This window comes from Frankia sp. AgKG'84/4, from assembly GCF_023242965.2.
Classification (GTDB): domain Bacteria; phylum Actinomycetota; class Actinomycetes; order Frankiales; family Frankiaceae; genus Frankia.
Genome location: NZ_JALKFU020000319.1, coordinates 1 through 6,006 on the forward strand (window position 1 = coordinate 1; position 6,006 = coordinate 6,006).

The window sequence follows — 6,006 nt, forward strand, 5'->3', positions numbered from 1 at the left end:
GGCCCGGGCGGGTGAGGGCGGCGCCCGGCACCCGGCGCGGCTGGTCGAGGAGGCTCGCGCTCTCGTCGACCAGCTGGCCGGACGGCTCGACGAGGTGCCGCCGAGCGCGGACGAGGGGTCGCCTGGCCACGGGTCAGAGCTGGCGCTTGTAGCTGGCGACCGACAGCGGCATGAAGACCACGACCACGACGAGGCCGGTGAGCAGGGTCCAGCCGACCTGCCCGGTGAGCACGCCGTTGTTGGCCAGGTCCCGGGTGGCGGAGACCAGATGTGACACCGGGTTGACCTTGGTGAAGGCCTCCAGCCAGCCTGGCAGGGTCTTCGCCGGCACGAAGGCGTTGGACAGGAACGTCAGCGGGAACAGGATCATCATCGAGATCCCCTGCACGCTGCGGGCGCTCTTGGCGATGGTGCCGATCCAGGTGAACGCCCACGCGATCGCCCAGCCGGTGAGGACCGCCAGCACGATCGCGCCGAGCACCCCGAGCACCCCGCCGCCGGGCCGGTAGCCCAGGGCCATGCCCATCAGGTAGGTCAGGGTCGCCGCGAGCAGGTAACGGACGAGGTCGGCGATCATCGGGCCGGCCAGGGGGGCGATCCGGGACATCGGCAGCGACCGGAACCGGTCGAAGACCCCCTTGTCCATGTCCTCGCGCAGCTGCGTCCCGGTGGCCATGCAGGTGGTGAGCACCGTCTGGGCGACGATGCCGGGGATCAGCAGCGGCAGGTAGCTGTGGACATCACCGGAGATCGCGCCGCCGAACACGTAGGCGAACATCGCGGTGAACAGCAGCGGCTGTAGCGCGACGTCGAAGAACTGCTCCGGGTTGCGGCGCATCTTCTTCAACGCCCGCCACGCCATCGCGAGCGTCTGGGTGACAGTGTCCCCGAGGCTGACGCGGGCCCGGGTACGGGCGACCGCGGCGGCGGGGTCCGTGGCCGACGCCGGCGGCCCGGGGCGCCCGGCGGTCCGCTCGGCGAGGACGGTGTTCATCGGGCGACCTCCGTGGAGATGCCGGCGCGGCTGGGTGTGTCCTGGCCGGGGACGATGCCGGCCGGGTCGCCGCTGCCGGCGTCGGCGGCGTCCTCGGCGCCGTGGCCGGTGAGAGCGAGGAAGACCTCGTCGAGGCTCGGCTTGGCGACGCTGACCGAGGCGATCGCGACGTTCGCCTCGCGCAGGGCGATCAGCACGTCGGCGGCCCGGTCGGCGATGTCGAGCGGGACGTTGAGCCGGCCGGACTCGGGGGTGCTGACCGCCTCCTCGCCGAGTACCCGCAGCACCACCGCGCGGGCGAGCGCCGCGTCGGCCCCGGTGGCGAGTTCGAGCTGCAGGGTCGAGTCGCCGACCTGGGTCTTGAGCGCGTCCGGGGTGCCCTCGGCGACCTTGCGGCCGTGGTCGATCACGCAGACCCGGTCGGCGAGCTGGTCGGCCTCGTCGAGGTACTGGGTGGTGAGCAGGACGGTGCAGCCGTCGCTGACGAGTTCCCGGATGGTGTCCCACATCTGCCCGCGGGTGCGGGGGTCGAGGCCGGTCGTCGGCTCGTCCAGGAAGATCAGCGGCGGCCGGGTGATGAGGGAGGCGGCGAGGTCGAGGCGCCGGCGCATCCCGCCGGAGAACTCGGAGATCCGCCGGTCGGCGGCCTCCTCCAAGCCGAACTGCGCCAGCAGCCGGCGCGCGGTGGACCGCGCGTCCGCCGAGCGCAGACCCTGGAGCCGGCCGAACAGCCACAGGTTCTCGGTGGCGCTGAGGTCCTCGTCGACGGAGGCGTACTGGCCGGTGACGCCGATGAGCTGGCGGACCCGGTGGGGTTCGGCGGCGACGTCGACGCCAAAGATCTCGGCCCGGCCGCCGTCGATCGTCAGCAGCGTGGCCAGCATCTTCAACATCGTCGTCTTGCCGGCCCCGTTGGGGCCCAGCACCCCGAAGATCTCGCCGTGGCGGACCTCGAGGTCGATCTGGTCGACGGCCCGAAGGTCGCCAAATCTCTTGACCAGGCCACTGGCCTGGACCGCGGGCAGTGCTGTCACGCGAGTTCCTTCCACGGGATGCGGGTGTGATCCGGGAGCGCCGCGGTGGTCGCAGCGCTGAACGGAACGCTAGGCAACGGCGGTATCACCGCGCCCTCACACCGGTTTCACCCGCCTCGCGCCCAGGCCGCGGCGCGGCCGGCCGACGGTCAGTCCGGGGAGCCGAACTCGGCGACGACGCGGTCGATGCGGCGGTCCGGGACCACCCAGATCAGCGCGACGAGGATGTAGCAGGCGGCCGCGATGATGACGCCGAGATCGCCATGCGGGTCGACGAACCACGCGGACAGGATCCCGACGAGGTAGAACACCGGCGAGATCTTCCCCTTGAGGTCCGCGCCGATGGCGCGGCGCAGCGCCGAGTCGGGCCCGTGCGCCCGGATGACGACAAGCTGCAGCACGAAATAGGCGACCGCCGCGATCAGCAGGTTGATCCCGAACAGGACGACCGGGAAATGCGCATAGTCCGACTCGTCCATCCACCCGGTCGTGAACGGCAGCAGTGACAGGCAGAACAGCAGTGCGAGGTTCGCCCACAGCATGCCCCCGGTCACCCGGCGCGCCAGCTGGAACATGTGATGGTGGTTGTTCCAGTAGATCCCCACGTAGACGAAGCTGAGGACGTAGCTGAGCAGTCCCTTGCCCGTGGAGTGCCGCAGGTCCGCGAACGTGTGCCCCTCGGGCACCTTCAGCTCCAGCACCATGATCGTGATGATGATGGCCAGCACGCCGTCGCTGAACGCCTCCAGCCGACTGGTCCTCACGCGATCACCCCGGCGGCAGCGGCCGCCCTCTGTGTCCCCATGCCGCTATCAGAGCAGACGGGCGCCCCGGCGGTAGAACCGCACCCGACAGGCTGGAATCGGCCCGCCGAGGCCCGCCGCCTCACCCACCATCCCCATGGACATACCCAACATCGCGGGCTATCTTTCGGTCAGGCCCGCCGACCAGACGATCAGCCGTCCTGGCGCGCTGAGCACCGGTCGTCCGCAGGCGGACGGCCGACAGGGCACGGAACAGGCCCGGGTTCCCCGGGCCTCGGCATAGGAGCAGTGGCATGCCCGCAGCGATGCGCCGCGCGCGCGGCCGCTCCACGACCTGCGATCATGCCCCAGGTGCCACCAGCGAGCCCGGTCCCCGCGCCAACCGGCCGGCGCGGCTGCTGACCCGTCGCCTGTCCATCGATCTCCACCGGTCCGCCAGCTGTCTCTGTCCGGGCGACCGCCGCCCTCCGCGGGATCGCGCCACTTCGTCGGCCTGACCCACGTCCCGCTCGGCCGCCCGGGCTGCCAGCCCGCGCCTCCCGGGCTGCTCGTTCCCGCCCGACGCGACGTCGCACCGCCGGGGTGGTTCGTCCCCGATGCCGGCCGATCACGCCCGGGCCACGACCGCCCGGCCGTCCTCGGCCCCGGCCGTGCCGACCGGCCGCAGGCGGCACCCGGGCGGTTTCCCCGACGCGTTCCCTACCCGCTGACCCGACGCGCGGAAAGGCCCTCGCCATGCCCGAGATCCCGTTGGCCCTGCTCGACCTCGTCCCCGTCAGCGATGGCTCGACCGCCGAGGCGGCGCTACGCGACACCGTCGATCTGGCACGGCGCGCGGAGAGCCTGGGTTACCGGCGGTACTGGTTCGCCGAGCACCACCTGAACCCGGGTGTGCTCGGTTCCTCCCCCGCCGTGACCATCGCGCTGGTCGCCGGCGCCACCTCGACGATCCGGCTGGGCTCCGCCGGGGTCCAGGCCGGGCACCGCACGCCGCTGAGCATCGTCGAGGAGTTCGGGCTCATCAACGCGCTGCATCCCGGCCGTCTCGATCTCGGCATCGGCCGCTCCATCAGCCGGCGTGCCCCGACCACGAGCCCAGCGGCCACGAACGGCACGGCGACGAACGGGTCGGCAAAGGCGACGGCGGGCGTTCCCGTCACCGCCGCCTCCGCCGCGGCGGACACCTACCGGGCGTCGCAGGGCGGCGGGGCGCACGAGTCCGAGGAACGCACCGACAACGGCCTGCTGCTCCCGAAACGTTTCGACCCCATGAAGCTGATCTCGTCACCGAAACTGGGGGCGATGCTCGACCTGCTCCATCAGCCCGGCGCCTACGCACCGGACTACGGCGAGCAGATCGACGACGTCCTCGCGCTGCTCGCCGGTACCTACCAGTCCGCCGGGGGGGTGGCGGCCCACGCCAGCCCCGGTGAGGGCGCCGACGTGGAGGTCTGGATCCTTGGTTCGTCGGGGGGATCCAGCGCCGACGTCGCCGGCGCGCGGGGGCTGCGCTTCGCCGCGTCCTACCACCACAGCCCGAGCACCGTGCTGGACGCGGTGCATGCCTACCGGGCGGCGTTCCGGCCCTCGGCGCAGCTCGCCGAGCCCTACCTCTCCGTCTCGGCCGACGTCGTCGTCGCCGAGGATGACGAGACGGCGGCACGGCTCGCCGCCGGCTACGGATTGTGGGTCCGTAGCATCCGCACCGGTGCCGGCGCGATCCCGTTTCCCACCCCCGAGCAGGCCGCGGCACACGTCTGGACCGACGAGGACCGCGCGCTGGTCACCGACCGTACCGAGACCCAGCTCGTCGGCTCCCCGGCGAGGGTCGCCGACCGGCTGGAGCAACTCCAGGAGGCGACCGGCGCCCGCGAGCTGGCCATCACGACGATCACACACCGACACGCCGACCGGGTCCGCTCCTACGAACTACTCGCCGAGGAGTGGCGGCGCCGCCAGCACTGAACCCCCACCAGCAACCAGCCCTCAGCGCGTCCGACCGGAAAGCGGTGATCGTCATGACCGAGTCCGCTCCGCTGCATCTCGCCGTCGCTCTGGAGGGAGCCGGCTGGCACCCGGCCGCCTGGCGGGCACCCTCGGCCCGTCCCGCAGACCTGTTCTCGCCGGGCTACTGGCTGGACCTGGTGACGGAGGCCGAACGCGGCCTGCTCGACTTCGTGACCGTCGAGGACTCCCTCGCCCTGCAGTCCACCCGCTTCGACGGCAGCCCGGACGGGCGCACCGACCAGGTCCGCGGCCGCCTCGACGCGGTGCTGATCGCCGCCCGGGTCGCCCCGCTGACCTCGCGCGTCGGCCTGGTGCCGACCACCTCGGTGCTCAGCACCGAGCCGTTCCACCTCTCCAAGGCCATCGCCACCCTGGACTACACCAGCGGCGGCCGGGCCGGCTGGCGGGTGCAGGTCGGGCGGCCCGGGGAGGTCCCGCATGTCGGCCGGCGCCCGCCCGGGCCGGCGCTGCGCGGTGACACCCTCGACTCCCCCGAGGTCCAGGCCTACGTCGCCGACTCGTTCGACGAGGCGGCCGACCACGTCGAGGTCGTGCGCCGGCTGTGGGACAGCTGGGAGGACGACGCCGAGATCCGCGACGTCGCCACCGGCCGGTTCGTCGACCGCGACAAACTGCACTACATCGACTTCGAGGGCCGCTGGTTCTCCGTGCGCGGACCGTCGATCACCCCGCGCCCGCCGCAGGGCCAGCCGGTGGTCACCGCGCTCGCGCACGCCACCGTTCCCTACCGCCTCGCGGCCCGCGCCGCCGACGTCGTCCACGTCACTCCGCACGACGCCGGCCAGGCGCGGGCGATCGTCGCCGAGGTCCGCGACGAGCAGGACCGGGCCGGGCGGGCCGGCGAGACGCTGCACGTCTTCGCCGATCTGCTCGTCGTTCTCGACGACGACGCCGAGGCGGCCCGCGACCGGCTGCGCCGGTTGGACGCCCTGCTGGACGCGCCGGCCCGGTCCGACGCGACGATCTTCGCCGGGTCGCCCGGCGAACTCGCCGACCTGCTGCTCGACTGGCAGGCCGCGGGACTGAGCGGCTACCGGCTGCGTCCCGCTGTCCTGCCCGACGACCTGAACGCGATCACCCGCCGGCTCGCCCCCGAACTCGCCCGCCGCGGCCGGTTCCGCACCGAGTACCGGAGCGCCACCCTGCGCGGGCACCTCGGCCTGCCCCGGCCGGCCAACCGCTACGC

5 protein-coding genes are annotated in these 6,006 nt (G+C 72.8%); 2 read left to right on the plus strand and 3 right to left on the minus strand.

Features of this window, described 5'->3' with window-relative positions:
* Nucleotides 1-133: 133 nt before the first annotated feature.
* The 3 genes from MXD58_RS17935 to MXD58_RS17945 all read right to left on the minus strand — a co-directional run bounded on the left by MXD58_RS17935 (nucleotide 134) and on the right by MXD58_RS17945 (nucleotide 2,792).
* Entirely contained in the window at nucleotides 134-994 is an 861-nt protein-coding gene (locus MXD58_RS17935; protein WP_250609612.1) for an ABC transporter permease, read from the minus strand.
* Nucleotides 991-2,028 (minus strand): efflux ABC transporter ATPase subunit, DrrA-related, encoded by a 1,038-nt coding sequence (locus tag MXD58_RS17940; RefSeq protein ID WP_248837854.1) that lies wholly within the window; start codon nucleotides 2,026-2,028, stop codon nucleotides 991-993. Before MXD58_RS17940 ends, MXD58_RS17935 begins: the two co-directional genes overlap by 4 nt.
* A gap of 149 nt (nucleotides 2,029-2,177) precedes the next feature.
* Nucleotides 2,178-2,792, minus strand: a complete 615-nt coding sequence (locus MXD58_RS17945; protein WP_248837855.1) for a TMEM175 family protein — start codon at nucleotides 2,790-2,792, stop codon at nucleotides 2,178-2,180.
* A 735-nt stretch (nucleotides 2,793-3,527) separates the two neighbouring features.
* Between MXD58_RS17945 and MXD58_RS17950 the strand changes: the two genes are divergently transcribed.
* Complete coding sequence (locus MXD58_RS17950) at nucleotides 3,528-4,757, plus strand: LLM class flavin-dependent oxidoreductase (protein WP_248837856.1); 1,230 nt, start codon at nucleotides 3,528-3,530, stop codon at nucleotides 4,755-4,757.
* A 53-nt stretch (nucleotides 4,758-4,810) separates the two neighbouring features.
* Nucleotides 4,811-6,006 (plus strand): LLM class flavin-dependent oxidoreductase (locus MXD58_RS17955; RefSeq protein ID WP_250609613.1); only part of this gene is annotated, 1,196 nt, incomplete at its 3' end.

Coding starts and splice junctions, on each gene's coding strand:
- MXD58_RS17950 (WP_248837856.1), top strand. CDS start 3,528: ATGCCCGAGATCCCGTTGGCCCTGCTCGACCTCGTCCCCGTCAGCGAT.
- MXD58_RS17935 (WP_250609612.1), bottom strand. CDS start 994: ATGAACACCGTCCTCGCCGAGCGGACCGCCGGGCGCCCCGGGCCGCCG.